Here is a 26,374-nt window from a genome sequence, read left to right as displayed (position 1 = left end):
TCATGAGCCAACTGCCCGACTATTACACGATCTGGCACAAGGCGGGGCATTACGGCCTGCGCATCATGGCCGGGCTGGTGCTGGTCTTCCTGATGCTGCCGATCCTCGTCATCATGCCGCTGTCGTTCAACGCCGAGCCATTCTTCACCTTCACCCAAGGCATGCTGTCGCTCGACCCGGACGCCTATTCGACGCGCTGGTATCAGGAGATCGTCGATGATCAGAAATGGCGCATCGCGATCCGCAATTCCTTCGTCATCGGCATTGCGGCGGCCAGCATCGCCACTGTGCTGGGCACGCTGGCAGCGGTGGGCCTCTCCTCGCCTTGGATGCCGTTCAAACGGGTGATCACGGCGTTGCTGCTGTCGCCCATGATCGTGCCGCTGATCATCATCGCGGCGGGCATGTTCTTTTTTTACACGCAGTTCAACCTCGTCGGCACCTTCACCGGGCTGATCATCGCCCATGCCGCACTTGGCGTGCCTTTTGTCATCATCACCGTCACGGCCACGCTCAGCGGATTCGACCGCTCGCTCTTCATCGCGGGGCTGAGCCTCGGCGCCTCACCGATTAAAGTGTTCTGGGACGTGGTGATTCCGCTCATCCGCCCCGGCGTGATCTCGGGCGGGCTTTTTGCCTTCGTGACATCCTTTGACGAGGTGGTGCTGGTGCTCTTCCTCGCGGGGCCAGAGCAGCGCACGATTCCGCGGCAGATGTTCTCGGGCCTGCGCGAGCAGATCAACCCGACGATTCTGGCGGTGGCGACGCTGCTGGTGGTGCTCTCGGCGACGATGCTTTTTGTGCTGGAAGCCCTGCGCCGACGCTCGGCCCGGCTGCGCGGTCAGGAATAGGCGAAACCGCCCGCGGGCGGCACCAAACACCTGATCCATAACCATTTAGGAAGGGGGGTGAGTGGTGAGCCGTGATGGGTTCGAACCATCGACCTACTGATTAAAAGTCAGTTGCTCTACCAACTGAGCTAACGGCCCACTAGGCGGGTAACTAGAAATTACGGGCGGCAGGGTCAAGCCCTTAATTACGAAAATCTTGCGAGATGCTGGATTAGTTTTCATGCCGGGGTTATATGCGCCGAATGTACAGCGATCAGACCCCCGGTTTGCCCTTCATGAAGATGCATGGGCTTGGCAATGACTTCGTCGTGTTTGATGCACGCGCGGAGGCAATCGACGTGACCCCGGCGATGGCGCAGGCCATCGGGCACCGGCAATTTGGTGTGGGATTCGATCAGCTTGCGGTGATCACGCGCGGCACGGGCGACGCGCATCTGACCTTTTACAACAGCGACGGCTCCCTCTCCGCCGCCTGCGGCAACGCCACCCGCTGCATCGCGCGCTATCTGATGGACGACACAGGCCGCGATTCGCTGCATCTGACCACCGCGCGTGGCGATCTGGCAGCGAAAGACGCCGGGGGGGGCCTGACCTCGGTCAACATGGGTCATCCGCAGCTAAAGTGGGACGAGGTGCCGCTGGCGCGCGAGATGGATACGCTGCACCTACCGATCGACGGCGATCCGACAGCCACCGGCATGGGCAACCCGCATTGCACCTTCTTCGTCGCGGATGCCGAAGCGGTGGACCTCTCCGACCTCGGCCCCCGCGCCGAGCATGACCCGCTCTACCCTGAGCGCACCAACGTGCAGGTCGCGCAGATCGTCGGGCCGGACCACATCCGTATGCGCGTCTGGGAACGTGGCGTCGGCGTGACGCTCGCCTCGGGTTCCTCCTCCTGCGCCACCGCCGTGGCCGCCGCGCGCCGGGGCCTCACGGGCCGTGCCGTGCGGATCGATCTCGACGGCGGCACGCTGCATATCGACTGGCGCGAGGATGGCGTCTGGATGACCGGGCCGACGATGCATGTCTTCTCCGGCAGCCTCACCCCCGCATTTTTGGAGAGCCTGACATGAGCGCCCCGATTTTCAGCACCATGGGCTGCCGCCTCAACGCCTATGAGACCGAGGCGATGAAGGAACTTGCCGAACAGGCGGGGCTGGAGAACGCCGTGGTGGTCAATACTTGCGCGGTCACGGCTGAAGCCGTCCGCAAGGCCCGTCAGGACATCCGCAAGCTGCGCAATGCACATCCCGAGGCGAGGTTGATCGTGACCGGCTGCGCCGCCCAGACCGAGCCCGAGACCTTTAACGCCATGCCCGAGGTCGATGCCGTGATCGGCAACACCGAGAAGATGCAGGGCGCGACATGGCAGGGCATGGCCGCCGATTTCATCGGCGAGACTGAGACCGTGCAGGTCGACGACATCATGTCGGTGACCGAAACCGCGGGCCATCTGATCGACGGGTTCGGCACCCGCAGCCGCGCCTATGTGCAGGTCCAAAACGGCTGCGATCACCGCTGCACCTTCTGCATCATCCCCTATGGCCGCGGCAATTCGCGCTCAGTGCCCGCGGGCGTGGTGGTGGACCAGATCAAGCGGCTGGTGGACAAGGACTTCAACGAGGTGGTGCTGACCGGGGTCGACCTAACCTCTTGGGGCGCCGATCTGCCGGCGACGCCGAAGCTCGGCGACTTGGTGATGCGCATCCTGAAGCTGGTACCCGACCTGCCGCGGTTGCGGATCTCTTCAATCGATTCGATCGAGGTGGACGAGAACCTGATGCAGGCCATCGCCACCGAACCGCGCCTGATGCCGCATCTGCATCTGTCGCTGCAGCATGGCGACGACATGATCCTCAAGCGCATGAAGCGCAGGCACCTGCGCGACGACGCGATCCGGTTTGCCCAAGAGGCCCGCGCGTTGCGCCCCGATATGACCTTCGGCGCGGACATCATCGCTGGCTTCCCGACCGAGACCGAGGCGATGTTCGAGAACTCCCTGAAACTGGTCGAGGAATGCGACCTCACCTGGCTGCATGTCTTCCCCTACTCCGCCCGCCCCGGCACCCCTGCGGCGCGGATGCCCGCAGTGAATGGTGCGGCGATCAAGGAGCGTGCGGCACGGTTGCGGGCGGCTGGCGAGCGGCAGGTGCAACGGCATCTGGAGGCGCAGGTCGGGCGCACACATGACGTGTTGATGGAGAACCCCCACATGGGCCGCACGGCGCAGTTCACCGAGGTGAGCTTTGCCTCGCCGCAGGTTGAGGGGGGGATCGTGCAGGCCGAGATCACCGGGATTTCAGGCAATCAGCTGACCGCCTGAAAACGGCTGCTCTGCAGCGCGGAGGGCATTGCCCTCCCTAGGGGGCGATGGAACGAGACTGCGGTCGGAATGGCTGCCGTACTCGAAACGACTCCGCATCATGAAACCTCGCCAAATCGCCCTCCGGGGGGGGGAGGGCGATGCCCGCTGTGCCACCGGGCGGAACCTGTTGAGTGGTTCTAGGTCCAATGGCCGCCATCATAACGCATGGCCACAAAAAAGGGCGCCGGTTTCCCGGCGCCCTTCTCATTTCTAAAAGGCCGTAGCCCGATCAGCCGTCCTTGCGGCGGTTCTTGACCGGCGCCCAAAGCTTCTTGTTGGTCAGATAGAGCAGGACCGAGAGCAGACCGAGCAGAACAACCCCGGCAAAGCCAGCTTGTTTGCGTGCGCCCAGCTTCGGCTCGGCGGTCCACATCAGGAAGGCAGAGACATCCTCGGCCATGTGCTGCACGTCGTTGGCATGCTCATCCGCGAACTCGACCAGCTCATCCGAAAGCGGGGGCGCCATAGCGATCCAGCCGCCGGGGAAAACGGTGTTCTCGTAAAGAACCGTGCCGGCCTGCTCTTTCTCTTTGCCGGTGTAGCTGGTCAGAAGCGCGGTGATATACTCCGGCCCGCCGATCCCTTTGAGGAACTGGTTGATGCCCAAACCGTAGGGGCCGTGGAACGCGGCGCGTTTCTTGGCCATCAGCGAGAGGTCAGGTGCGTTCGGCAGGTTGGACCCGGGGAAGTGGTCAACCGGGGTGCCGGGGCGGGTGTCGTCCAGCTCGGCGTCATAGACGTCATAGCCTTTTGCGTATTCGATCACCTGCTCTTCGGGCATGTTCGGACCGGTTTCGTCCGACAATGTCCGCATCGCGACATACTCCAGACCGTGGCAGGCCGCGCAAACCTCGGTGTAGATCTGCAGACCGCGCTGGAGCTGGTTTACGTCGTAACCGCCGAACGGACCATCGAAAGAGAAATCGATGTTGTCGATATGCGGTGTGGCGTGGGAATCGTCACCCTGATCGTCGTCACCGGCGTGATCTTCAGCGGCAGTTTCCTCGCCGTGGTCTTCCGCTTCCATGACACCCACGTTGGGGTCATCACTATGCGCCTGACCGGCAACATCGTCTTCGGCGATCACTTCGTTTTCAGCGTTTTCCTCGGCTGTCGATTGCGCTTCGTCCGTGGCTCCGACTTCCTCGGCAGGCGCTTCTTCGGCGTCTTCGGCAGAAACCTCTTCGGGCGCTTCCTCGGTGGCAGCATCCTCAGTGGCGGTTTCTTCGGCCGGGGCCTCTTCCGCTACTGGTGCTTCCTCGGCAGGCGCCGTTTCAGCCGGAGCTTCTTCGGTTGTCGCCTCTTCAGCTGGTGCGTCTTCAACCGGAGCCTCGGCAGCAGGTGCCTCTTCGGTTGCGGTGTCCTCAGCAGGGGCTGCCTCAACCGCGGGTTCCTCTGCCGGGGCCGCGTCGACCTCGGGTTCGGCTGCGGTGGTGTCAGCTTCGGCAGGTGCCTCTTCCGCCGCTGGCGCTTCAGCAGGCGCGGTTTCGGCTTCGGCCTCCGGCGTTTCCGCCGGAGTTGTTAGCAGTTCTTCTTCTGTCGCTGTGTCCTGCGCCAGCACCGCCGTCCCCGGCAGGGCAAGGCCCAGAGTTACCACGGCAGAAAGGAGGTTGGTCTTCATCATGGTCATGATCCTTATTCCGCCGGGTTCACAAGCGTCTTGGTGCCGCCTGCCTTCGGCGCGTAATGCGCGTCAAAGTCGGCTTCGATGGTTTCAGGCTGCGCCAGCGGCTTCTCGATCACGCCCAAGAGGGGCAGGATCACGAGGAAGTAGGCGAACCAATAGGCCGAAGCGATCAGTGAGAAGCTCGCATAGGGCTCTTCTGCGGGCATCGCACCCAGCCACATCAGGGCGAAGAAGTCGATCACCAGCAGAGCGAACCACCATTTGAACATCGGACGATACCGGCCCGAACGTACAGAGGATGTGTCCAGCCATGGCACCAGCGCCATCACGGCAATCGCACCGAACATCGCCAGCACGCCGAAGAACTTGGCGTCGATGATGCCACCGGTCACGAAGGACGCGATCTGCACAACCCAAACCTCAGAGGTGAAGGCCCGCAGGATCGCGTAGAAGGGCAGGAAGTACCATTCCGGCACGATGTGTGCAGGCGTCGCCAGAGCGTTGGCTTCGATGTAGTTGTCCGGGTGGCCCAGATAGTTCGGCATGAAGCCAACAACCGCGAAGAACAGCGTCAGGATCACGGCCAGCGCGAACAAGTCCTTGATCACGAAGTAGGGCCAGAACGGCAGCGTGTCTTTCTTGGCGTCTTCCTTCGAGGTGCGGCGCACTTCGACCCCGGTGGGGTTGTTGTTGCCGGTTGTGTGGAAGGCCCAGATGTGGAGAACCACAAGGCCCGCAATTACGAAGGGCAGCAGATAGTGCAACGAGAAGAAGCGGTTCAGCGTCGCGTTATCAACGGCAGGTCCACCCAGCAGGAATGTCTGCAGTGTTTCACCGACGAAGGGCACCGCGCCAAAGAGGCCGGTAATCACGGTCGCGCCCCAGAAGGACATCTGACCCCAAGGCAGAACATAGCCCATAAAGCCGGTGGCCATCATCAGCAGATAGATCAACATGCCGATGATCCATGTGATCTCACGCGGGGCTTTATAGGAGCCATAGTAGAGACCACGGAAAATATGCGCATAGACCGCGATAAAGAACAGCGACGCGCCGTTCATATGCAGATAGCGGATCATATAGCCGCCGTTCACGTTGCGCATGATGTGCTCAACCGACGAGAAGGCCAGATCGACATGCGGCGTGTAGTGCATCACCAGAACGATGCCGGTGATGATCTGCAGTGCCAGACAGAAAGTCAGCACGATGCCCCAGATCCACATCCAGTTCAGGTTCTTGGGCGTGGGGATCATCAATGTGTCGTACAAAAGGCCAACGATGGGAAGGCGGCGGTGCAGCCACTTTTCGCCGTTCGAATTCGGCTCGTAATGGTCGTGAGGAATTCCAGACATCTTTCTTCCGCTCCCTTAACCCAGTTTAATCGTGGACTCGTCCACGAATTCGGCGACAGGCACCGACAAGTTGCGTGGGGCCGGCCCCTTACGGATGCGGCCTGCGGTATCATAGTGCGACCCGTGGCAGGGGCAGAACCAGCCGCCAAAGTCACCCGCATCACCCAAAGGCACACAGCCAAGGTGCGTACAAACGCCCATCTGAACCAGCCATTCGCCAGTTTCATCCAGCGCGCGGTTCTCATCCGTGGCAGGCACGTCGCCACCAAGATTCTCGTTCTGCGCGATCGGATCGGGCAGCGTCGATACATCGACGGCTTTCGCCTCTTCGATCTCGGCTTCGGTGCGGCGGCGAATGAACACCGGCTTGCCCAGCCATTTCACGGTCAGCTGCGTCCCGACTTCAACGCCAGACACATCCACACGAATGGACGACAGCGCCTTTACGTCGGCAGAGGGGTTCATCTGGTTGACCAGCGGCCAGACGGCGGCACCAACGGCGACGGCACCTGTACCGGCTGTCGCGTAATACAGGAAATCCCTCCGGGTGCCTGCGTGTTCTTCTGCTTGGGACACGGGTTTACTCCAATTCTTGGCCAAATCTGGCCGTCAGACATAGGGGTGGCGTCACCTTGCCACCTGACTTCTCGCCGCTATCTACCGGGATGGACCGCGCCCGTCCAGATGTCAAAGCCGCGCATCTTGGATCAACCGCGCCCCAACGCGGCAAAAATACCGCGATTGTGGCAATATCATTACGGCGCGCTTACTGCGGCGGCGCGGTATGGGTCATCGCAGGGCGCGAATCAAAGGCATCGAACCATGCCGCCAGGTCGGGGTTTCCGGCCCGCCAATCCCGCCCAGCATGGCGAAAATCGATATATCCCAAGGCGCAGCCAAGCGCGATTTGCCCCATGTCCAAAGGTCCGGCCAAATGCGCAGTCCATTGATTGTTAAGCGTCTTACAGGCCCGATCGACCTTGCCCCACTGGCCTTCGACCCATTCCGACATGCGTTTGTCTTCGGGGCGCAGCTTGCCCTCATAGACCATGGCGAGCGCAGCATCGAGCATCCCATCCGCCGTGGCCTCCAGCGTCAAAGTGTCCCACCTGCTTGCGCCTTGAGGGTAAAGCCCCGCCCCGGCGCGGTCATCCAGATAGGCGCAGATCACCCGGCTGTCATAGAGCGTGCATCCGTCCGGTCGCTCCAGCGCGGGTACTTTGGTCAGCGGATTGCGCGCGGCAAAGCCCTCGGCCGGGGCCAATGGTGTGCCCGATGTCGGCTCCAGCGCGACATCATCAAGCTGGCCAGTTTCGTGCAGCAGCACCATGACCTTGCGGACATAGGGCGAGGTTTGAGAATAAAATAGTTTCACGTGAAGTCCCCCCTTGGTTGCCCGCACTATTCAACGGCGCCGCGCCGGACGCAACGGCGATCACACCCCGCGCATCAGAGCCGCCATCACCGCCGGATCCGTACCGAACCCATGCGCCGCCATCTGCTCCGCCGCCGCCAGACGCACGGCCGCATCCTTGTTCTGGCCCAGCTTCCATGTGCCGTCCATCCCGGTGACGCGGAGGCGGCAAGGCACGATCATCCGCAGCATCTTGTCCCGCGCTTCGGGGGTCATCTTGTCCATCTTCCACGGGGTCTTTGGGGCCAGCCGCGCCTCATAGATCGCCGATTGCCGGGCCAGCAGATCGGGCAGTTCCTCTGCCGGGCGCAGCGCGAGCGTGCCGGTCAGATGCACGGCTACATAGTTCCATGTCGGCACCTGATCCTCGATCCCGTACCAGTCGGGCGAAACATAGCTATCGGCCCCCGCTACCGCCAAACGCACCGGCTGCGGGGTTTTCAACGCCCGCGCGATGGGGTTCGAGCGTACCAGATGCAACTCAGCCAAATCCCCGGCTTCGTTCAAGATAAACGGCACATGCGCCATCAACGGCCCCTCGTCGGCGTTTATCGCCAACACGCCAAAGCCGGTGTCACGGGCAAAGGCAAGGTTCCGGTCGCGGCCCTCTTTGCGGTAGATCGGATTGGGGTGCATGGTGCCTCCTATGCGTTTCTTTTGGTATTGCAGAGCCTTGCGCAACTTGGCAACCTGACATCATTCTCAGGGCGGGGCGGAATTCCCCACCGGCGGTAAGCGGTCCCCGCAAGCCCGCGAGCGGCCTTTTCGAAGGTGTCAGCAGATCTGGTGCAACTCCAGAGCCGACGGTCACAGTCCGGATGAAAGAGAATGCGAACAAAGACGGGGCGAAGCCCCGGTCGTTGCGCGTGATCGCCTTGGGTGGACGTGTCTGAACCTAAAGGAGATCACCATGACACAAGAACGTTCCGCCCGTTTCGCCTTTGTGCGTGCAAGCTGGCATGCGGATATCGTCGACCGCGCCTATGACGGGTTTACCGAAGTTATCGACGCCGCGCAGGTGGACAGCTTTGCCGTTCCCGGTGCCTTTGAACTGCCGCTCATGGCGCAGCGTCTGGCCAAGACGGGTCGCTACGACGCCGTGATCTGCGCGGCCTTCGTGGTAGATGGCGGCATTTACCGACATGACTTCGTGGCGCAGACGGTGGTCGATGGGCTGATGCGCGTGGGGCTCGACTGCGACCTGCCGGTGCTTTCGGTCTCGCTCACGCCGCACCACTATCAGGAAACGGATCATCACAACGCGATCTACCGCGATCATTTCGTCACCAAGGGCCGCGAGGCCGCGCAGGCCGCCCTTGGCATGACCCAAGCGCTGGAGACGTTTTCTTCAAAAGAAAACGGCGCGGAAATTTCAAAAATTTCCGCCGCCTAGCCGAGATAGGCCCGCAGGGCCGGGGGCGGGTTGTCGAGCAATTCCGCCGCCGGTCCCGGCGCATGTGCGCGCCCGCCTTCGACAAAGATGACCTCATCCGCGATGCGGCGCACGTCATCGGGGGCATGGGTCACCATGATCAGCCCCGCGCCGGTCTCACGGGCGAGGTCTTGGACCAAATCCAGCATCTCGACCCGAAGCGCCGGGCCGAGCGCGGCAAAGGGCTCATCCAACAGCACCCAAGGCCGCGCCTGCACCAGCACCCGCGCCAGCGCCACGCGGCTTTGCTGCCCGCCCGACAGCGCGCCGGGGCGTTTGGCGGCGTGATCGCTGAGCCCCACCCGCGCGAGGGCGGCATCGACCGCCTCTCGATCCGCCGCTTTCAGCCGCAGGTCGGGGCGCAGGCCAAGGCCGACGTTCTGCCGCACGGTGAGATGCGGGAATAGGTTGTTGTCCTGAAACAGCATCGTCATGCCGCGCTGGCCGGGATGTTGATCCGTGATCTCCTCCCCCTCCCGCAACAACCGCCCCGCCGCCACCGGCACGAACCCACAGATTGCCGCCAGCAGGGTCGACTTGCCCGACCCGGAGGGGCCGATCACCGCGTAGTTGCGCCCCTGCGCCAGTGTCATATCGGCCACGAGGGAGAACTCGCCCCGCTCAATGCGCATGTCTTCAAGCGTCAGCATGCCAGCGCCCCCATTTGTCGCAGATGAAAAACACCGCCAGCGCCAAGACCAGCAAAAGCAGCGCTGCGCCCGCCGCGGCCTCCATCCGGTAGGCGCCCATCAGACGATACATCTGCAAGGGCAGCGTCGCACGTTCCTGATCGGCGAAAAGCGCGATCACGCCGAGATCCCCCACCGACAGCGCCCCCGTCAGCCCGGCGGCAAAGCCCAATTGCGGGCGCAGACGCGGCAGGACCAGCAGCCGCCACAGCGCCCAACCTGTCATGCCGAGGGTTTGGGTCAGGGGGCCATAATCCTGCAAGGTCTCGCGCAGGCGCGGCACCAGAATGCGCAGCACGAAGGGCAGCGCCATCAGCGCGTTGACCAAGGCGGTGACCGGCAGGCTCAGCCGTGCCGGGTCGAGCACAGGGTTGATCAGGATGAACCACCCCGTGCCAATCATCAGCGGAGAGGCCGCAAGCCCCATCAGGCCAATCGCCTCCACCCCGCCGCGCCGCCGGGTGGCGATCCAGCCTGCCATCGGCAGCGCCAGCAGGGCCAGCACCGCCACACTCAACCCCGCCACCAGAATGCTATTCCCGGTGGCCTGCCAGACCGAGGCAGGCAGTTCCGCGATCCCCGCCAGCCCGCGCAGCACCACGGCGCCCAGCGGCAGCAGCAAAAACAGCGCGGCGAGCGCGATCACCAACCCGTCCAACGCCCGCTGCACGCCCCCCCGCGCATCCCAGCGGCGCAGGGGGCGGTCCAACCCGCCGCCCAAGCTGATCGGCGGGATCAGCCAAAGCGCCGCCACCGCCGCTGCGCCAGCCAGAACAAGCTGCACCACGGACAGAAGCGCGGCACGCCCCAGATCAAAGTCAAACCGAAAGGCCTGATAGATCGCCAATTCAATCGTCGTCGCCCGCGGCCCACCGCCCAGCGTCAGCGCCACGGCGAAACTGGTCAGGCAAATCACGAAAATCAGCGCCGCCACGCCGGGCAGCACCTGCCGCAGCATCGGCCATTCCAGCGCCAGAAACAACGCACGCGGCGTCATCTGCAGCTGCCCAGCAAGCCGAAACCGCTCAGAAGGGATGCTCTGCCAGCCTTGCAGCAAAAGCCGCGTCGCCAGCGGCAGGTTAAAGAAGACATGCGCCAGAACCACGCCATGCAGCCCGTAGATCGACACCGGCGGCAGGCCCAGAGCCGCGCCAAATTGGTTCAGTACCCCCGACCGGCCAAAGACCGTCAGCAGCCCCAGCACCGCCACGATCACCGGCAGAATGAAGGGCGCGCCCAGCAGCGTGATCAGCGCGCCGCGCCCCCAAAACCGCCGCCGCGCCAGTGCCCGCGCCACCGGCACGGCCAGCAGCACCGAAAGCACCGCCGACCAAACCGCCTGTGTCGCGGTAAACCGCACCGCCGCCCAATCCGCCGGGCCAAGCCCTGCGCCCACATCCGCCGCCGCGAAGACGGCGACCAAAGCGGCAAGGATCAGCCCCGCCACCAGCGCGGCGGCGAAAAGCCCCGTTTTGCCGCTTAACGCGACAGCGCGGTCAGCCATTCGTCCAAAGCCTCCTCCCGGAGCGCGGGGACCTCGCCGTTCGGCACCAACAGCGCCTTGTCGGGCTGGATCATGCCCTCGAACCCTGCGGGCAGCCCGCCTTCGGGCGTGACCGCGGGATACATCCAGTTGGTCGTCGGCAGCACCGATTGCGCGGCATCAGAGACGAGGTATTGCAAGAACCGATCCGCCAGTTCCGGCTGATCCGACCCGGCAAGCTTCCCCGCCACTTCGATCTGCATGTAATGGCCCTCGTCGAACAGCGCCGCGGTCTTGCTGTCGTCCTCCTCCGCGATCAGGTGATAGGCCGGAGAGGTGGTGTAGCTCAGCACCATGTCAGCCTCGCCTTCGAGGAAGAGGCCGTAGGCTTCGGACCACCCTTTGGTCACGGTCACGACATTGTCGGCCAGCCCCGCCCAAACCTCCGGCGCGGCGTCTCCATAGGCCGCTTTGACCCACATCAGCAGCCCCAAGCCGGGCGTCGAAGAGCGCGGGTCTTGGATCACGATTTTCAGATCGCTTTCGGCCAGCGCTTTGAAATTACCCGGCGCGCCCAGATCGGTGCCGTGGACAAAGGCGAAGTAGCCCCAGTCATAGGGCACGAAGACCTCGTCTTCCCAAGTGATCGGCAGGTCATAGTCGGCCTGCAAACCGCTCGGCGCGAACAGATCGGTCTCTTTCGCGGCGGCGACGAGGCTGGTGTCCAGTCCCAGCACGATATCCGCGTCAGACCGCGCGCCTTCCAGCTTGAGCCGCGCCAGCAAGGCCGCACCGTCGCCCATGCCGACGAATTTCAGATCGCAGCCGCAGTCGGCCTCGAACCCCTCTTCGATGGCCGGGCCCGGCCCCCATTCGGTGACGAAACTGTCGTAGGTATAGACCGTCAATTCAGGCGTCTCGGCCCATGCGGCTGATGCGCCCATGACGCCCGCAGCAAGTGTAAGATACTTCATCGCATCCTCCTTTTGCGGCGAAAGGTAAAAGGTGGATGTCTGTCCTGACCTTCCCTCCGCCGGTGTTAACCGGTTCAGGTTCAACGGGTCCGCACAGCATGCACATCTCAGCCCAAAGGCCCCCCGAGGTAGCGTCAGGGGTAGATCGGACCTGCACAATTGGCAAGGCAAATCCCCTTGAGGCAGGGCGCTGCCCCGGCTAAGGGTTTGACAACAGGAGGTCCGCCCATGTCGATCAACAGCTTTGGCCATCTTTACCGGGTCACCACATGGGGCGAGAGCCACGGGCCCGCCCTTGGGGCGACCATCGACGGCTGCCCACCCGGCGTGCCGATTGACGAAGGCATGATCCAGCAGTGGCTCGACAAGCGCAAACCGGGCCAGAACAAATACACCACGCAGCGGCGTGAGGCGGATGAGGTCCGGATCCTGTCGGGCACCTTCGAAGGGGTCACCACCGGCACGCCCGTGCAGCTGATGATCGAGAACACCGATCAACGCTCCAAAGACTACGGCGACATCAAGGACAAGTTCCGCCCCGGCCACGCCGACATCACCTATTTCCAGAAATACGGCATCCGCGACTATCGCGGGGGTGGCCGTTCCTCGGCCCGGGAGACCGCCGCGCGGGTGGCGGCGGGCGGTCTGGCGCGTGAGGCGATCAAGGCGCTGGCGCCGGAGCTTCAGATCACCAGCTACATGGTGCAGATGGGGCCGCATAAGATCGACCGCGATGCCTTTGACTGGGACCAGATCGACCAAAACCCCTTTTGGGTGCCGGATGCCAAAGCAGCGGCGGACTGGGCCGACTACCTCGACGGGCTGCGCAAATCGGGCAGCAGCGTCGGCGCGATCATCGAGGTGACGGCGCGCGGCGTGCCCGCGGGCCTCGGCGCGCCGGTCTATGGTAAGCTCGACACCGATCTGGCCGCCGCGATGATGAGCATCAATGCCGTCAAAGGTGTGGAGATCGGCGAGGGCATGTCGGCGGCGATGCTGACGGGCGAATTGAACGCCGATGAGATCACCATGGGGCCCGATGGGCCGGAATATTCCTCGAACCATGCGGGCGGCATCTTGGGCGGGATCAGCACCGGGCAGGATGTGGTGCTGCGTTTCGCGGTGAAGCCGACCTCCAGCATCCTGACCACGCGGCGCACGATCACGAAACAGGGCGAAGAGACCGAGATCATCACCAAGGGCCGCCACGATCCCTGCGTCGGCATCCGCGCAGTGCCGGTGGGCGAGGCGATGATGGCCTGCGTGCTGCTGGATCACCTGCTGCTGCATCGCGGACAGATTGGCCAGAACCGCGGCATAATTGGCCCCGAGGCGTGAGGATCAAAGCATGAAAGTCGATGATTTCTCCGCCCGCCCCGCCCTTGGTGTCGGACTGAAAATCACGGCGATCCTGCTTTTCACCTGCATGTCCGCGATCATCAAATCGCTGGCCGATGAGGTTCCCGCCGGGGAGTCGGTCTTTTTCCGGTCTTTCTTTGCCATTCCAGTGATCCTGATCTGGCTGGCGCAGCGCGGCAAACTGAAAAGCGGGCTAAAGACGCAAAACCCGATGGGCCATGTCTGGCGCGGGCTCTTCGGCACCACGGCGATGGGGCTGACCTTTACCGGCCTCGGCCTGCTGCCCCTGCCCGAGGTCACGGCCATCGGCTTTGCCACACCGATTTTCACCGTCATCCTCGCTGCCGTGTTGCTGGGCGAGAAAATCCGGCTGATCCGCGTGAGTGCCGTGGCGATTGGGCTGGTGGGCGTAATGATCATCCTCTGGCCGCGCTTCACCAGCATCGGCACGATGGAGCAGACGGCCACCATCGGCGCGCTGCTGATCCTGATGGCGACCATGGTGCGCAGCCTTGTGCAGATCCACATTCGCCAGTTGGTGCAAAGCGAAGACACCGCAGCCATCGTGTTCTATTTCTCGGCCACCGCGTCGATTCTGGCGCTTTTCACCCTGCCCTTCGGCTGGGTCATGCCCGATCTGCAAACCTTTGGTCTTCTGGTTCTCGCCGGGTTGATCGGCGGGGTGGCGCAGATCCTGATCACCTCGGCTTACCGCTTCGGCTCGGCCTCAATGCTCGCACCCTATGATTACACCTCGATGCTTTTCGCCATTTTGCTGGGCTATGTCTTCTTTGCCGAACTGCCCACGATGATGATGCTGGCGGGCGCGGCGCTGGTGATCAGCGCAGGCGCGCTGGTGATCTGGCGTGAGCGGCAGTTGGGGATGGAGCGCGGCAAGGCGCGGTCTGTCACCGATCCCAAGGCGTGATCGAATGCGGGCTTTCGCCTGACCGGTCCTCTCCCTATGGTGCCCCGAAACCGGATAGAGGAGATGACCGATGAGCGACGCGGATCCGAAAGATCACAAGGAAAAGATGCAGCAGCGTCAGGCCGAACAGCGCGCCAAGGTGGCCGAGTTGCAAGACCCGGACAAGGGTCTGGTGCTGGTCCATACCGGCCCGGGCAAGGGCAAATCCTCTTCCGCCTTCGGCGTCGTGGTGCGCGCGCTTGGCTGGAAGCAGCGCGTCGGCGTGGTACAGTTCATCAAGGGCAAATGGAAAACCGGCGAACGATTGTTCTTTGAACGGCTGGATGAGGTGACATGGCACACGATGGGCGAAGGGTTCACTTGGGACACCCAAGACCGCAACCGCGACATCGCCGCCGCCGAGGCCGCATTCGGCAAGGCGCGCGAGATGATGGAGAGCGGCGACTATGACCTTGTGGTGATGGATGAGATCAACATCGCCATCCGCTATGAATACCTCAAGATCGAAGATGTGATCGCCGGGCTCGACGCCCGCGACAAGCGCACCGCCGTGGTGCTGACAGGCCGCGACGCCCGGCCCGAGCTTTGCGACTATGCCGATCTGGTGACCGAAATGTCCGAGGTTAAACACCCGTTCAAAGCGGGCATCAAAGCACAGCGCGGCGTCGACTACTGAAACGAAAAGGATCGCCCGCATCCGGGCGATCCTCTCACTGTGCCAAGCGGAGGGCGCTTAGATCGCCGCCCCTTTAGGGTCGAGCGTCACCGAATAAAGCTCCGTATCGGCACGGTCCATCAGGCGCACTTTCATCTGCTGGGTCTTGGCGTCGATATCGACCAACCCAAAGAATTGCAGACCAGCAGAAGGCGGCAGGTTCACCTGACCCTCTTCCGGTGCTTTGACGTATTTCAACTCGGGGCCAAAGGTACCGTCCAACTCGTTCGGACCAAAGGTGCCCGCGTGCAGCGGGCCCGAGACGAACTCCCAAAACGGGTCAAAGTCCTGAAACTGCGCCTTGTCGGGATTGTAGTAATGCGCGGCGGTGTAATGCACATCCGCCGTGAACCAGACCACGTTGTCGACCTGCGCGGTCTTGATGAAACGCAGCAGCCCTGCAATCTCTTGCTCGCGGCCCTTGGTGGCACCATTGTCGCCATTGGCAACCGCCTCGGCCCCGCCGCCGACGACCAGACCGATGGGCATGTCGCAGGCGATGACCTTCCACGTGGCCGCCGAATTGGTCAGCTCCCGCTTGAGCCATGCCATCTGCTCGGCCCCGAGGATATCGGTGGCCTGCGACATCTCGGTCTGCATGTTCTCGCTGTTCGGCCCCCGGTAGCTGCGCAGGTCGAGGAAGAAGACATCCAGCATCGGACCGTAGTTGATCTTGCGATAGACCCGGCCCGGCTCGGCAGGAGTGATGCGCAGCGGGGTCATCTCATGGAAGGCCTGCGAAGCGCGCGCGGCGAGGACATGGATCGACTTCTCGCTATAGCGGTCGTCTTCCATCAGGCTGCGCGAGGAGGACCAGTTGTTCACGACTTCATGGTCGTCCCATTGCATGAAGGTCGGCACATGGGCGTTCATCTCACGCACATGGGCGTCCATCAGGTTGTATTTCCACTGGCCGCGGTATTCGTCCAGCGTCTCGGCCACCTTGCGCTTCTCGTCGATGATGGTGGTGTTCTTCCACATCGCGCCATCGTCAAGCTGCACCTCATCCTCAAGCGGGCCATCGGCATAGATGGTGTCACCGGAATGCAGGAAGAAGTCGGGGCGGTGTTTGGCCATGGTCGCATAGGTGCGCATGCCCTCATCGTCGATGCCCCAGCCCTGACCGGCGGTGTCACCGGACCAAGCAAAGCGCACGTCGCGGCGCGCGGTGGGCGCGGTGCGGAACTGGCCGATGATCGGCTCGGAGGTGGCGTTGATGTCGCTCAGATCGGCGGCGGTGAAGCGGTAAAAGATATCCTGATCCGAGGGCAGCCCTTCGACCAGACGTTTCACCGCCAGATCGTGGTTCGGCAACGCATTCATCGGCGCAAGCTGGCGCGCGTTGGCAAAGCTTTCGGTGGTGGAGATTTCGACCTGCACCCGTGCCGGGCGGTCGGTACGGGTCCAGATCATGCCGGACTGCGTGTCGACATCGCCCGATTGCACCCCATGGGTAAACACCGGGCGCGAGGCCGCACGGCTGAGGCTGGGCATGGCAAGGCTTGCGGCAAAGGCGGTGGAGCCCGCCAGCACAGCACGGCGGGTCGGGCGGATCAGTTTGGTCATCTTGAGCTTCCTCTGAGGGTGGCGATGGCAGCACAGAACCCCCGGCGCGTGACAGATGGCCGACGAATGCGTGACTCTTTGGCAAAGCTTTGGTGACAGGGCGGTGACGTGTTACCAAAATCGACCCTCTAATTTCATTCCGTAACATTTTTATTGAACCGAATCGCCCCGATGTGTAGATTGCGGTGCAACAACAGGAGACCCCCATGCAGGCATTCATCTGCGACGCGCAGCGCACCCCCATTGGCCGTTACGGCGGCGCCCTCTCTTCGGTTCGCGCCGATGATCTGGCCGCCGTACCGTTGAAGGCGCTGATGGAGCGGAACCCTTCCGTCGATTGGGCGCGGGTCGATGACGTGATCATGGGCTGCGCCAATCAGGCGGGCGAGGACAACCGCAACGTGGCACGCATGGCGTCGCTATTGGCCGGTCTGCCGGTCGATGTGCCGGGTGCCACGATCAACCGTCTCTGCGCCAGCGGCATGGACGCCGTCGGCGCCGCCGCCCGGGCGATCCGCGCGGGCGACATGGACCTCGCCATCGCCGGCGGGATCGAGAGCATGTCGCGCGCGCCCTTCGTCATGCCCAAGGCCGAGACCGCCTTTTCGCGCAACAATGCCGTCTATGACACGACCATCGGCTGGCGCTTCGTGAACCCGAAGATGAAGGCGCAGTTCGGCGTGGATTCCATGCCGGAAACCGCCGACAACGTCGCCGCAGACTACGACGTTTCGCGCGAAGATCAGGACGCCTTCGCGGCACGCAGCCAGGAACGCTATGCCGCCGCCGCCGAGAGAGGCATCTTTGCCGAGGAGATCGCCCCGGTCACCATTCCGCAGCGCCAGGGCGAGGATATCGTCGTCGACAGCGACGAACACCCCCGCCCTGGCACCACGTTGGAAAAACTCGGCAAGCTGCGCGGCATCAACGGCGCGGATCTCACTGTTACTGCCGGCAATGCCTCGGGCGTGAACGACGGCGCGGCAGCGATGCTGTTGGCTTCGGAAGCGGGCGTGAAGGACCACGGCCTGACCCCCATCGCCCGCTTCGTGGCGATGTCTGCTGCAGGCGTTGAACCGCGCGTCATGGGCATCGGCCCGATCCCTGCCGTGCGCAAGGTACTGGACCGCGCGGGTCTCACGATCGAGCAGATGGACGTGATCGAACTCAACGAAGCCTTCGCGAGCCAGGGCCTCGCCACCCTGCGCGCTCTTGGCGTGCCGGATGACGCGCCCCATGTGAACGCCAACGGCGGCGCCATCGCAATCGGCCACCCGCTTGGCATGTCCGGCGCGCGTCTGGTGATGACCGCGGCGCTGCAGCTCAAGCGGACAGGCGGCAAATACGCGCTATGTACCATGTGTGTGGGCGTGGGTCAGGGCGTCGCCCTGATCCTCGAAAACGCTGGCTGACACTTCTTTCCTCGAAAGGAACGGACCGATGTATGCACAGATGATCAAATCCACCGGCAAGGGCGTCAAATCCCTTGACGAGATGGACCCCGAAGAGCGCGCCTTTCAGGAACGCATCGACGCGGGCGGCAAGATCGAGCCGAAGGACTGGATGCCCGAGGGCTATCGCAAGAACCTGATCCGCCAGATCGGACAGCATGCGCATTCCGAGATCGTCGGCCAGCTGCCCGAGGGCAACTGGATCACCCGCGCGCCCACATTGGAGCGCAAGGCGATCCTTCTCGCAAAAGTGCAGGACGAGGCCGGCCACGGCCTCTACCTCTACTGCGCGGCGGAAACGCTGGGCGTGACCCGCGACCAGATGACCCGCGATCTGCTGTCCGGGAAGATGAAGTATTCCTCGATCTTCAACTATCCGACCCTGACATGGGCAGACATGGGCGCCGTGGGCTGGTTGGTCGACGGTGCCGCGATCATGAACCAGGTGCCGCTGCAGCGGACCTCTTACGGCCCCTACGCCCGCGCCATGGTGCGTATCTGTAAGGAGGAATCCTTCCACCAGCGTCAGGGCTTCGACATCATGATGAAGATGGCCAACGGCACCCCCGCGCAGCGCAAGATGGCGCAAGACGCGCTTAACCGCTTCTGGTTCCCGGCGCTGATGATGTTCGGCCCTTCGGACAAGGATTCGGTCCATTCCGCGCAATCGATGGCGTGGAAGATCAAGATGAACACCAATGACGAGCTGCGTCAGAAGTTCGTCGATGAGACGGTGCCGCAGGCGGAATACCTCGGCCTCACGATCCCCGACGAGACCCTCAAGTTCAACGAGGAGACCGGCCACTACGATTTCGCCGAACCGGACTGGGAAGAGTTCTATCAGGTGCTCAAGGGCAATGGCCCCTGCAACACCGAACGGCTGGCGGCGCGCAACAAGGCCTGGGAGGAAGGCCGTTGGGTGCGCGAGGGGCTTCTGGCCCACGCCGAGAAAAAGCGCAGCAGACAAATGGCAGCGGAGTAAGCGACATGAGCAGCCCTGAATCCAGCGAATACGACGGCACCGAGGCCGCGCCCCACGGCAAGGCGCGCGCCACCGAATGGCCCCTGTGGGAGATCTTCATCCGGGGCCAGCACGGTTTGAGCCACCGCCATGTCGGCAGCCTGCATGCGGCCGATGCGGAAATGGCGATCAAGAACGCCCGCGACGTCTATACCCGCCGCAACGAAGGCGTGAGCATCTGGGCGGTCGAAGCCAGCGCCATCGCCGCCTCCTCGCCCGAGGAGAAGGGCGCGCTCTATGAGCCCGCGAACGACAAGGTCTACCGCCACCCGACCTTCTACGACATTCCCGACGAAGTGGGGGCGATGTGAGCACCGATCCCAAGTTCGAATTCCTCTGTCGCATGGGTGACAACGCGCTGGTGCTCGGGCACCGCGTTTCGGAATGGTGCGGCGTGGCCCCGGTGTTGGAGGAAGACATCGCGCTGGCGAACGTGGCGCTCGACCTGATCGGCCAGACCCAGCTTTGGCTGGGTCTGGCGGGCGAGGTCGAGGGCGAAGGCCGCGATGCCGACAAGCTCGCCTTTCACCGCGATGTCTGGGATTTCCGCAATGTCCTGCTCGTCGAACAGCCCAACGGCGATTTCGGCCAGACCATGATGCGGCAGTTCCTGTTCGACGCCTGGCATTTGGCGCAACTGACCGCGCTGATCGATTCCAGCGACAAGGAAATCGCCGCCATCGCTGAGAAATCGGCGAAAGAGGTCACCTACCACCTCGAACGCTCTTCAGACACGGTGATCGGCCTTGGCGACGGAACCGAGGAAAGCCACCGGCGCATGCAGGCGGCCCTCGATCTGCTCTGGCCCTACGTGGGCGAGATGTTCATCGGCGACGACGTCGATGCGGCGATGGCCGAGGCGGGCATCGCGCCCGAGCCTGAGAGCCTGCGAGCAGGCTATGACCAGTTGGTGGGCGACACGTTGGCGGCGGCAACCCTGCGTAAGCCCGAGGACGACTTTGCCCATCGAGGCGGGAAGACCGGCGCGCGGCACAGTGAACATCTGGGCCATATGCTGACCCAGATGCAATGGCTGCAACGCGCCTACCCGGACGCCACATGGTGAAACCGGCCCCCCACAGCCGGCCGGCCCCCCACAGCCGGCCGGCCCCTGCGCCGGTGCCGGGGGTGGTGCGCCCGCCCGCCCGGCGCAACCATGTGGGGGGCGGGCAAAAACCCTCGTTAGAGACTGTTTGGGCTTGGCTGTCGGCCATTCCGGACCCCGAGATCCCGGCGATCTCGCTCACCGATCTCGGCATTATCCGCGATGTCGCTTGGGAGGGCGAAACCTTGGTCGTGACCATCACGCCGACCTATTCGGGCTGCCCCGCGACCAGCATCATCAACCTCGATATCGAGACGGCGCTGCGCGACCACGGCATCGAGAATCTAAAGCTTAAACGCCAACTTTCCCCGCCCTGGACCACCGAGTGGATGTGCGACACCGGCCGCGCCAAGCTCGAAGCCTATGGCATCGCGCCGCCCCGCCCCGCAGGCGGGCCGCAGCATTGCCCGCATTGCAAATCGAAAGCGGTGGAGCGGATCAGCCAGTTCGGCTCGACCCCCTGCAAGGCGCAATGGCGATGCTGCGACTGCCGCGAACCCTTTGACTATTTCAAATGTATCTGAGGCCCCGATGAGCCAGTTCCACCCTCTCACCGTCACCGACATTCACCACACCATCCGCGACGCGGTGGTACTGACGCTAAAGCCGGAAGACCCCGAGGCCTTTGCCTTTACCCAAGGCCAGTACCTGACCTTCAAGCAGGATTTCGACGGCACTGAGCTGCGCCGCAACTACTCGATCTGCGCGGGGCTCGACGACGGCGAGCTGAAGGTCGGCATCAAACGCGTCGATGGCGGGGCCTTCTCGACCTATGCCAATACAGAGCTCAAGGTCGGCGACGTGCTGCACGCCATGCCGCCGCAGGGCAAGTTCTTCACCCCGATCGAACCGGAGGTGGCCAAGAACTACCTCGGCTTTGCGGGCGGTTCGGGCATCACCCCGGTGCTGTCGATCCTGAAGACGGTGCTGAAGCGCGAGCCGCAGTCGACCTTCACACTGGTCTATGCCAACCGCGCGGTGAACACGATCATGTTCCGCGAGGAACTCGAAGACCTCAAGAACCGCTACATGGGCCGCCTGACGGTGATCCATATCCTCGAATCCGGTCAGGACATGAAGCTTTTCGAGGGCCGCGTCGATCAGGACAAATGCAACGCGCTGTTCAAGCATTGGATTCAGATCGACAACATCGACACCGCCTTCATCTGCGGGCCGGAGCCGATGATGCTGGCCATCGCTGAGGCGCTGAAGACCAATGGGCTGACCGACGAGCAGATCAAGTTCGAATTGTTCAGCGAAAGCCAGCAGGGCCGTCTGGCGAAACAGGAAATGGCCAAGCGCAGCGAGGGCCAGAAGGGCACCGAGATCACCGTCATCATCGACGGCGCGCGGCGCAGCTTCACTATGCAGAAGGGGCAGTCGGTCCTCGAAGCGGCGCTGGAGAACGGGCAGGAGGCGCCGTTCTCCTGCAAGGCCGGGGTCTGTTCGACCTGCATGGGCAAGGTGCTGGAAGGCGAAGTCGAGATGATCTCGAACCACGCGCTGGAGGATTACGAAGTCGAACGCGGCTATGTGCTGACCTGCCAGAGCTACCCGCTGAGCGACAAACTCACCATCGACTACGACACCCACTGAAGGAGCCGACATGCGCGATATCCACAGTTACGCCGCCGGCGAATGGCTGGCCCCCGGGGCCGGCGCCCGCAACATTGCCAGCGCCATTACCGGCGAGGTGATCGCGCAGGCGGGCAACGACGCGCTGGACGCGGCCGCCATGCTGGGCTTTGCCCGCGAGCATGGCGGCCCTGCCCTGCGCGCCATGACCTTCCACGACCGCGCGCGCATGCTGAAGGCGCTGGCGCTGCATTTGATGGAGCACAAACAGGCGCTTTATGATCTGAGCTACGACACCGGGGCCACGCTCTCGGACCACAAGATCGACGTGGATGGCGGAATCGGCACGATGCTGGTCTTCGCCTCCAAGGGCCGGCGCGAGATGCCGGACGCCCATGTCTACCTCGATGGCGCGCCCGAGCAACTGGGCCGCGAGGGGCAGTTCATGGGGCGGCACATCTGCACCCCGCTGCAGGGCGTCGCGGTGCATATCAACGCCTTCAACTTCCCGGTCTGGGGCATGCTCGCAAAACTCGCGCCGACCCTGCTGGCCGGCGTTCCCGCGATCGTGAAACCGGCCACCGCCACCTGCTATGTCACCGAGCATTGCGTGCGGCTGATGCTGGACAGCGGGCTGCTGCCGAAGGGTGCTTTGCAATTCGTGAGCGGTGGCTTGGGCGACATGCTCGACCTGCTTGGTTGTCAGGATGCCGTGGCCTTCACCGGCTCCGCCGACACGGCGCTGAAGCTCCGTGGCAATCCGAAGCTCATGGAAAATTCTGTGCGCTTCACCTCTGAACAAGACAGCCTGAATGCTTCCGTCCTCGGCCCCGATGCCGTGCCGGGCACGCCGGAGTTCGACCTTTTCGTGAAGGAAGTGCAGCGCGAGATGACGGCCAAGGCGGGGCAGAAATGCACCGCCATTCGCCGCATCATGGTGCCGCAAGCGCAGATCGACGCGGTGATCTCGGCGCTGTCCGAACGCCTCGCCAAGACCACCATCGGCGATCCGCGGGCCGAGGACACGCGCATGGGCGCGCTGGTCTCGGGCAGCCAGAAACGCGACGTATTGGAAAAAGTCGGGCTGCTGAGCGCCGAAGCCGAGCGCGTTTTCGGCGACCCCGACAACTTCACCGTGAAGGGCGCCGACCGCGACAAGGGCGCCTTTCTGCCGCCGATGCTGTTCCACTGCGCCGATCCCGATGCCGCCGAGCGCGTCCATGACACCGAGGCTTTCGGCCCCGTCTCCACCCTCATGCCCTACCGCGATCTGGCCCATGCGACGCGGCTTCTCAATCGCGGCCAAGGCTCGCTGGTGGCGTCGATCATCACCAACGACGGCGAGGTCGCGCGCGAGTTGACGATGGGCTCCGCGGCCTTCCACGGACGGCTTTATTTCAACAACCGCAAGTCGATGGGCGAGGCGACGGGTCATGGCTCTCCGCTGCCGCATATGGTGCACGGCGGACCGGGCCGCGCGGGCGGCGGTGAAGAGCTGGGCGGCGTGCGCGGCGTGATGCATTACATGCAGCGCACCGCTGTGCAGGGCAGCCCCGACATCCTGACGGCCATCGGCAAACAATGGGTGCCGGGAGCCGAGGAAGTCACCGACCGCGCCCATCCTTTCACCCGCCGCTTCACCGAGTTGGATCTGGGCGAGACCTTCCATTCCCCCAGCCGCGAAGTGACGCTGGAAGATATCGAGACCTTCGCCCATTTCACTGGCGACACCTTCTATGCGCACATGGACGACCAAGCCGCCGCCGCAAATCCGTTCTTCCCGGGGCGCGTGGCGCATGGCTACCTTCTGCTAAGCTTCGCTGCCGGGCTCTTCGTGCAGCCCGATCCCGGCCCGGTTCTGGCCAACACCGGCCTAGACAACCTGCGGTTTCTCGAACCGGTTTCGGCTGGCGACAGCATCAAGGTGCGGCTTTCGGTCAAGCACAAGACACCGCGCAACGAGGAATACGGCGAGGTCCGCTGGCATGTGACCCTCACCAACCAGCGTGAGGAAGCGGTCGCCGAATACGACCTGCTGACGATGAATGCCGTCTGACCACGCCCCCTCGGTCGTCGCGGCACTCGCTGGCCTTGGCGGTCAGCGGGTCTGGTCGCTGATGGTCAGCCTCTTCGGCGATCTGGCACAGGGACAGGGCGACGCAATCGACGGGCCGGTGCTGTCGCAGATCATGGCCGCGCTCGACGTGCGGCCCGAGGCAAGCCGCGTGGCGCTGCACCGGCTGCGCAATGACGGCTGGCTACAGTCGCAAAAGGTGGGGCGGATCAGCCAGCACAGCCTGACCGCCCAAGGCCGCGCGGAAAGCGCTGCTGCCAGTCCGCGCATCTACGCCGCGCCCCCGGACCTGTCGGAGCCTTGGCAGATGGTCGTGACCGAGGAGAACGGGCGCGAGACCGACAGCGCCTTGCGAGAGGCGGGGTTTATCGCCGCCCTGCCCCGCGTCTATGTCGGCCGGGCCGTGAGCGCGGCCCCCACGGGTTGCCTTGCCCTGCCCGGCACCCCACCGCCCGAGTGGCTGCGCCGCGCAGTGGAACCCGCCGAGCTTGAGGCTGACTATGACGCACTCTTGGCCGCGCTCACGGCCTTGGATGCCGAGCTTCCCGCCCCGGAGCAACTCACCCCCTTGGACGTCGCGGTCTTGCGCTGCCTGATCGTGCACAATTGGCGGCGATTGGTGTTAAAGCATCCCACCCTGCCCGGCGGGCTGATCCGCCCCGAGTGGCCCGGCTACCGCTGCCATCTGCTGGTCGACCGCCTTCTGCGCCGCTACCCGCGCCCCGCACTGCAGGATCTGGCCACCGCCTGACGCGGCGCAAAGCCCTGCTTTCCCATGCCGGACAAGCAGGATATAGACGTGCTCATGACAAATTTCCTCTATCAGAACGACCTGCCGAATGACCTCGACCTTGGGCCGATGGTCGCGATTGATTGCGAAACGATGGGGCTGCATCCGCATCGCGACCGGCTCTGTGTCGTGCAGCTTTCGGGCGGCGATGGTCACGCGCATCTGGTGCAGGTCGCCAAGGGCCAGACCGAGGCGCCGAACCTCTGCGCGCTGCTGGAGAACCCTCATGTGCTGAAGCTGTTCCACTATGGCCGCTTCGACATTGCCGCGATGCGCAACACCTTTGGCGCCACCGCGACGCCGGTCTATTGCACCAAGATCGCCAGCCGATTGGTGCGCACCTATACCGACCGGCACGGGCTGGCGAAGCTTTGCCAAGAACTTCTGAGCGTCGATATCTCGAAACAGCAGCAATCCAGCGATTGGGGGGCCGAAGAGCTGACCCAAGCGCAGATCGACTATGCCGCCTCTGACGTGCTTTACCTGCACCGGCTGCGCGATGAACTTAACAAACGCCTGATACGCGAAGGCCGGATGGACATGGCGCAGGCCTGTTTCGATTTCCTGCCCATGCGCGCGCGGCTGGATCTGGAGGGATGGCCGGATACGGACATCTTCGCACACGCATGAACACACCTTTCCTCGACACCGCCCGCCGGGTGATCCGCTGCGAAGCCGACGCGCTGACGCTCTTGGCCGACAGCCTTGATGACCGCTTTCGCGCCGCGGTTGACCTGATGCGCACCTGCAAGGGCCGCGTGATCGTCACCGGCATCGGCAAGTCGGGCCATATCGGCAATAAGATCGCGGCAACGCTGGCCTCCACCGGCACGCCCGCGCAATTCGTCCACCCGGCCGAAGCGAGCCACGGCGATCTGGGCATGATCACAGCCGCCGATGTGGTGCTGGCGATTTCCAACTCGGGCGAAGCACCGGAGCTGGCCAACCTCATCGCCTATTCGCGCCGCTACGCCATTCCGCTCATCGGCATCACCAGCCGCCCCGAGAGCAGCCTTGGCCGCCATAGCGACGTGGTGCTCGAACTGCCCCGAGCGGCAGAGGCCTGCGGCACCGGCGTGGTGCCCACCACCTCGACCACGCTGACGCTGGCGATGGGGGATGCCGTGGCCGTGGCGCTGATGGAGAACCGCGCCTTCACCGCAGAGCATTTCCGCGACTTTCACCCCGGCGGCAAGCTGGGTGCAAGGCTGAGCCGCGTGGCCGATCTGATGCATGTGGGCGACAAGCTGCCGCTGGTCACCGCCGACGCCCCGATGCCCGAGGCGCTGAGCGAGATCAGCCGCAAGGGCTTTGGCGTGGTCTGCGTCACCGATGCGGAAGGCGCGCTGGCCGGGATCATCACCATGGGTGACCTCGCCCGGCATCTGGATGGCTTGATGACCATGACCGCCCGCGACGTCATGACCCCCTCGCCCGTGACCATCACCCCCGACGAATTGGCCGAAAAGGCCGTGGGCGTGATGAACAGCCGCAAGATCACCTGCCTTATCGTGACTGACCCCGCGCAGAACGACGGCAAATCGCCCATCGGCCTGCTGCATATCCACGACTGCCTGCGCGTCGGGCTGGGGTGACGCGA

The 26,374-nt window shown here is 63.7% G+C and carries 26 protein-coding genes, 1 tRNA gene and 2 riboswitches; of the genes, 17 read left to right on the top strand and 10 right to left on the bottom strand.

Translation table 11 applies throughout. The features are described from left to right. The first annotated feature begins 2 nt into the window (after nt 1-2). Nucleotides 3-851 (top strand): ABC transporter permease, encoded by an 849-nt coding sequence (locus tag ACGYLA_RS04110; RefSeq protein ID WP_394430517.1) that lies wholly within the window; start codon nt 3-5, stop codon nt 849-851. A 62-nt stretch (nt 852-913) separates the two neighbouring features. Here the strand turns inward: ACGYLA_RS04110 and ACGYLA_RS04105 are convergent. Next, a tRNA-Lys gene (locus tag ACGYLA_RS04105) sits at nt 914-989 on the bottom strand. Between the two features lie 104 nt (nt 990-1,093). Between ACGYLA_RS04105 and dapF the strand changes: the two genes are divergently transcribed. Both dapF and mtaB read left to right on the top strand, forming a co-directional pair. Beyond that, nucleotides 1,094-1,927, top strand: coding sequence for a diaminopimelate epimerase (gene dapF, locus ACGYLA_RS04100; protein ID WP_394430574.1), 834 nt, complete (start codon nt 1,094-1,096; stop codon nt 1,925-1,927). Continuing rightward, nucleotides 1,924-3,177 (top strand): tRNA (N(6)-L-threonylcarbamoyladenosine(37)-C(2))-methylthiotransferase MtaB, encoded by a 1,254-nt coding sequence (mtaB, locus tag ACGYLA_RS04095; RefSeq protein ID WP_394430515.1) that lies wholly within the window; start codon nt 1,924-1,926, stop codon nt 3,175-3,177. Before dapF ends, mtaB begins: the two co-directional genes overlap by 4 nt. 271 nt (nt 3,178-3,448) lie before the next feature. Here the strand turns inward: mtaB and ACGYLA_RS04090 are convergent, their stop codons facing one another. The 5 genes from ACGYLA_RS04090 to ACGYLA_RS04070 all read right to left on the bottom strand — a co-directional run bounded on the left by ACGYLA_RS04090 (nt 3,449) and on the right by ACGYLA_RS04070 (nt 8,248). Beyond that, nucleotides 3,449-4,843 (bottom strand): cytochrome c1, encoded by a 1,395-nt coding sequence (locus ACGYLA_RS04090; RefSeq protein ID WP_394430513.1) that lies wholly within the window; start codon nt 4,841-4,843, stop codon nt 3,449-3,451. 11 nt (nt 4,844-4,854) lie between these two features. Then, nucleotides 4,855-6,198, bottom strand: a complete 1,344-nt coding sequence (gene petB, locus ACGYLA_RS04085) for a cytochrome b (protein WP_067265773.1) — start codon at nt 6,196-6,198, stop codon at nt 4,855-4,857. 15 nt (nt 6,199-6,213) lie between these two features. After that, entirely contained in the window at nt 6,214-6,774 is a 561-nt protein-coding gene (gene petA / locus ACGYLA_RS04080; RefSeq protein ID WP_067623073.1) for a ubiquinol-cytochrome c reductase iron-sulfur subunit, read from the bottom strand. A 190-nt stretch (nt 6,775-6,964) separates the two neighbouring features. After that, on the bottom strand, nt 6,965-7,573 hold the full coding sequence (locus ACGYLA_RS04075) for a glutathione S-transferase (RefSeq protein WP_394430510.1): 609 nt from the start codon (nt 7,571-7,573) through the stop codon (nt 6,965-6,967). 60 nt (nt 7,574-7,633) lie between these two features. Further along, the gene (locus tag ACGYLA_RS04070) at nt 7,634-8,248 is read right to left on the bottom strand and encodes an FMN-binding negative transcriptional regulator (protein WP_394430508.1); all 615 of its coding nucleotides are present in this window, start codon (nt 8,246-8,248) and stop codon (nt 7,634-7,636) included. 58 nt (nt 8,249-8,306) lie between these two features. Continuing rightward, nucleotides 8,307-8,446: riboswitch (FMN riboswitch) on the top strand. A 76-nt stretch (nt 8,447-8,522) separates the two neighbouring features. Here ACGYLA_RS04070 and ACGYLA_RS04065 point away from each other — a divergent pair. Next, complete coding sequence (locus tag ACGYLA_RS04065; protein ID WP_394409422.1) at nt 8,523-9,005, top strand: 6,7-dimethyl-8-ribityllumazine synthase; 483 nt, start codon at nt 8,523-8,525, stop codon at nt 9,003-9,005. Here ACGYLA_RS04065 and ACGYLA_RS04060 read toward each other — a convergent pair. Genes ACGYLA_RS04060 through thiB form a run of 3 tightly spaced genes read right to left on the bottom strand, consistent with a single transcriptional unit; the run spans nt 9,002 to nt 12,190 of the window. Then, nucleotides 9,002-9,694: an ATP-binding cassette domain-containing protein gene (locus ACGYLA_RS04060; RefSeq protein ID WP_394430506.1), complete on the bottom strand. Its 693-nt coding sequence runs from the start codon at nt 9,692-9,694 to the stop codon at nt 9,002-9,004. The two genes, ACGYLA_RS04065 and ACGYLA_RS04060, sit on opposite strands and share 4 nt — an antisense overlap. Then, on the bottom strand, nt 9,681-11,237 hold the full coding sequence (locus ACGYLA_RS04055; RefSeq protein ID WP_394430504.1) for a thiamine/thiamine pyrophosphate ABC transporter permease ThiP: 1,557 nt from the start codon (nt 11,235-11,237) through the stop codon (nt 9,681-9,683). Before ACGYLA_RS04055 ends, ACGYLA_RS04060 begins: the two co-directional genes overlap by 14 nt. Further along, a complete protein-coding gene (thiB, locus tag ACGYLA_RS04050; RefSeq protein ID WP_394430502.1) occupies nt 11,213-12,190 on the bottom strand; it encodes a thiamine ABC transporter substrate binding subunit in 978 nt (325 codons plus the stop codon). The genes ACGYLA_RS04055 and thiB overlap by 25 nt, the downstream gene beginning before the upstream one ends. A 34-nt stretch (nt 12,191-12,224) precedes the next feature. Further along, a riboswitch (TPP riboswitch) is annotated at nt 12,225-12,326 on the bottom strand. A gap of 92 nt (nt 12,327-12,418) precedes the next feature. Between thiB and aroC the strand changes: the two genes are divergently transcribed. The 3 genes from aroC (at nt 12,419) to cobO (ending at nt 15,153) form a co-directional block, all read left to right on the top strand. Next, nucleotides 12,419-13,528: a chorismate synthase gene (gene aroC / locus ACGYLA_RS04045; protein WP_394430500.1), complete on the top strand. Its 1,110-nt coding sequence runs from the start codon at nt 12,419-12,421 to the stop codon at nt 13,526-13,528. Between the two features lie 10 nt (nt 13,529-13,538). After that, nucleotides 13,539-14,477, top strand: a complete 939-nt coding sequence (locus ACGYLA_RS04040) for a DMT family transporter (RefSeq protein ID WP_394419876.1) — start codon at nt 13,539-13,541, stop codon at nt 14,475-14,477. Nucleotides 14,478-14,547: 70 nt separating this feature from the next. Beyond that, a complete protein-coding gene (gene cobO / locus ACGYLA_RS04035; protein WP_067265789.1) occupies nt 14,548-15,153 on the top strand; it encodes a cob(I)yrinic acid a,c-diamide adenosyltransferase in 606 nt (201 codons plus the stop codon). A gap of 57 nt (nt 15,154-15,210) precedes the next feature. On the opposite strand, the gene ACGYLA_RS04030 is transcribed toward cobO, so the two are convergent. Next, nucleotides 15,211-16,758: an alkaline phosphatase D family protein gene (locus tag ACGYLA_RS04030; protein WP_394430498.1), complete on the bottom strand. Its 1,548-nt coding sequence runs from the start codon at nt 16,756-16,758 to the stop codon at nt 15,211-15,213. 206 nt (nt 16,759-16,964) lie between these two features. On the opposite strand from ACGYLA_RS04030, the gene pcaF reads away from it, so the two are divergent. From pcaF to ACGYLA_RS03980, 10 genes are all read left to right on the top strand, one after another. Beyond that, complete coding sequence (pcaF, locus tag ACGYLA_RS04025) at nt 16,965-18,170, top strand: 3-oxoadipyl-CoA thiolase (protein WP_394430496.1); 1,206 nt, start codon at nt 16,965-16,967, stop codon at nt 18,168-18,170. A 28-nt stretch (nt 18,171-18,198) separates the two neighbouring features. Beyond that, on the top strand, nt 18,199-19,191 hold the full coding sequence (paaA, locus tag ACGYLA_RS04020; protein WP_394430494.1) for a 1,2-phenylacetyl-CoA epoxidase subunit PaaA: 993 nt from the start codon (nt 18,199-18,201) through the stop codon (nt 19,189-19,191). 5 nt (nt 19,192-19,196) lie between these two features. After that, nucleotides 19,197-19,541, top strand: coding sequence for a 1,2-phenylacetyl-CoA epoxidase subunit PaaB (gene paaB / locus ACGYLA_RS04015; protein ID WP_259983744.1), 345 nt, complete (start codon nt 19,197-19,199; stop codon nt 19,539-19,541). Between the two features lie 32 nt (nt 19,542-19,573). After that, nucleotides 19,574-20,296: a 1,2-phenylacetyl-CoA epoxidase subunit PaaC gene (gene paaC, locus ACGYLA_RS04010; RefSeq protein WP_394430572.1), complete on the top strand. Its 723-nt coding sequence runs from the start codon at nt 19,574-19,576 to the stop codon at nt 20,294-20,296. A gap of 65 nt (nt 20,297-20,361) precedes the next feature. After that, nucleotides 20,362-20,859, top strand: a complete 498-nt coding sequence (gene paaD, locus ACGYLA_RS04005; protein WP_394430491.1) for a 1,2-phenylacetyl-CoA epoxidase subunit PaaD — start codon at nt 20,362-20,364, stop codon at nt 20,857-20,859. Nucleotides 20,860-20,866: 7 nt separating this feature from the next. Then, the gene (locus ACGYLA_RS04000) at nt 20,867-21,931 is read left to right on the top strand and encodes a 2Fe-2S iron-sulfur cluster-binding protein (protein WP_394430489.1); all 1,065 of its coding nucleotides are present in this window, start codon (nt 20,867-20,869) and stop codon (nt 21,929-21,931) included. A 10-nt stretch (nt 21,932-21,941) separates the two neighbouring features. Further along, entirely contained in the window at nt 21,942-23,966 is a 2,025-nt protein-coding gene (paaZ, locus tag ACGYLA_RS03995; protein ID WP_394430487.1) for a phenylacetic acid degradation bifunctional protein PaaZ, read from the top strand. After that, nucleotides 23,956-24,735: a PaaX family transcriptional regulator C-terminal domain-containing protein gene (locus ACGYLA_RS03990; protein ID WP_394430485.1), complete on the top strand. Its 780-nt coding sequence runs from the start codon at nt 23,956-23,958 to the stop codon at nt 24,733-24,735. Before paaZ ends, ACGYLA_RS03990 begins: the two co-directional genes overlap by 11 nt. A gap of 54 nt (nt 24,736-24,789) precedes the next feature. Continuing rightward, nucleotides 24,790-25,404 carry a ribonuclease D gene (locus tag ACGYLA_RS03985; protein WP_394430483.1) on the top strand — a complete coding sequence of 205 codons (615 nt, stop codon included), beginning with the start codon at nt 24,790-24,792 and terminating at the stop codon, nt 25,402-25,404. Next, nucleotides 25,401-26,369, top strand: coding sequence for an SIS domain-containing protein (locus ACGYLA_RS03980; RefSeq protein ID WP_394419886.1), 969 nt, complete (start codon nt 25,401-25,403; stop codon nt 26,367-26,369). The genes ACGYLA_RS03985 and ACGYLA_RS03980 overlap by 4 nt, the downstream gene beginning before the upstream one ends. The last annotated feature ends 5 nt before the right edge of the window (nt 26,370-26,374 follow it).

The organism is Sulfitobacter sp. 1A13679 (assembly GCF_043557115.1).
Classification (GTDB): Bacteria; Pseudomonadota; Alphaproteobacteria; order Rhodobacterales; family Rhodobacteraceae; genus Sulfitobacter; species Sulfitobacter faviae.
The sequence above is the reverse complement of the archived record's forward strand: the minus strand, read 5'-3'. Positions and strand labels throughout refer to the sequence as shown.